The 1563-nt window shown below is 29.4% G+C and carries 1 protein-coding gene; it reads right to left on the reverse strand.

From position 1 onward, the window contains the following. Positions 1-98: 98 nt before the first annotated feature. A protein-coding gene (locus tag GKF99_RS08505) for an IS3 family transposase (protein ID WP_154273151.1) occupies positions 99-1507 on the reverse strand; the annotation gives its coding sequence in 2 pieces (ribosomal slippage) (positions 99-986 and positions 989-1507; 1407 coding nt in all). Positions 1508-1563 lie beyond the last annotated feature (56 nt).

A 1563-nucleotide genomic window follows, 5' to 3' on the forward strand; every position in this document is an offset into this window, starting at 1 on the left:
TAAGGTGACCCCAAAAAGTTGGACTTTATACCAGAGACATTTAGAAATATTTGTCTCTGGTTTTTTTGTCCTCATATTTCCCCTAGGGGAAATCGCAGTTAAGCTGCATTCAATTTCCTATATTCAACAGGACTTAAATATCCTAGTTTTTCTTTTATTCTATCTTCATTGTAATATTTTATATATTCTTTTATTGCCTTTTTTAGTTCGTTAAATGATTTAAACGTTCTACCATAGTAAATTTCTTGTTTTAATATTCCAAAGAAATTTTCCATAGGGGAATTATCTAAGCAATTTCCTTTTCTTGACATACTCTGTAAAATTCCATCACTTTCTAACCTATTAGTATATTGTTTTAATTGATACGCCCAGCCTTGATCCGAATGAAAGATTCTTTTATATTTGCAGTCTGAAGTCTTTTCTATCGCTTCTTCAAGAGGCGTTATTATTGCCTCTAATGATGGTGAAGTTGTTATTGAATAGCTAATGATTTCTCCATTAAACATATCCAAGAAAGGATTTAAGTAAAGTTTTTTTACTTGCATATTGCCAGACTTATCTGTTTCATAGTATTTGAATTCACTTGTATCTGTTGTGATTTTTTGATGTACTACAGAAGTGTTAAACCTTCTTTTTATCCTATTTTGTGCTACTTTACCCACTGTTCCTTTGTATGAGCAATATTTTCTTGATTTACGTGAAAAGTTTGTTACTTGAAGTTTAAGCTTCTGTATCAGTCTTTGAACTTTTTTCTTGTTTATTACAAGACCAATTCTTCTAAGCATTGCATGTATTCTTCTGTATCCATAGTTTGGATTATCTTTTCTTATTTTCTTGATTTGATTCTCAAAGGCTTCATCTTTATTTTTTCTGTCAAATCTTTTTTTCCAATACATGTATGTTGACTTAGGGAATTTTAAATAGCTAAGCAAATCTTTTAATAGATATTTTTCTCTTAATGAGTCAATTATTCTAGCCATTCTCTCATTTTCTGATCTTCCTCGTCCTCTAATTCCATCTTTTTTTTTAGAAAATCTATTTCCATTTGTGCCCAGTAAAGCTTATCTTTAAGTTCAGCAATTTCATCTATTTCTTCCTTAGAATATTCTTTCTTTACTTGTTCTTTATTTTTATATTTAGTCATACTTGAAGTTCTTCCTCTCTTTTTAGGTCTAAGTCCATCAAGTCCTTGATTTCTAAAATCAATTACCCATCTAGCAATGATCGAGGGATTATTAATTTTAAATTGATTAGAAAGTTCTTGATAGGACATTTCTCCTGTTAAGTACAACTTTACTACATTTTTCTTAAATTCGAAAGAGTAACTATTATTTTTTCTAGAAATTTTTAAGCCTTCATATCCTTGTGATTTAAATGAGTTAACCCATCTTCTAACTACTGAATGATCACTGATCCCATATTTAGCAGTTAAATATTTATATCCTCCTTCTTTATTTAAGTATTCTTGTACTATTTTCATCTTAAATTTTGTACTATATTTTGTCATGAAAAAACTGACCTCCTCTAAGTTGATTTTGGGTCCAACTTTTTGGGGTCAGTTCA

Source organism: Finegoldia sp. BIOML-A2, from assembly GCF_009678315.1.
Lineage (GTDB): Bacteria > Bacillota > Clostridia > Tissierellales > Peptoniphilaceae > Finegoldia > Finegoldia magna.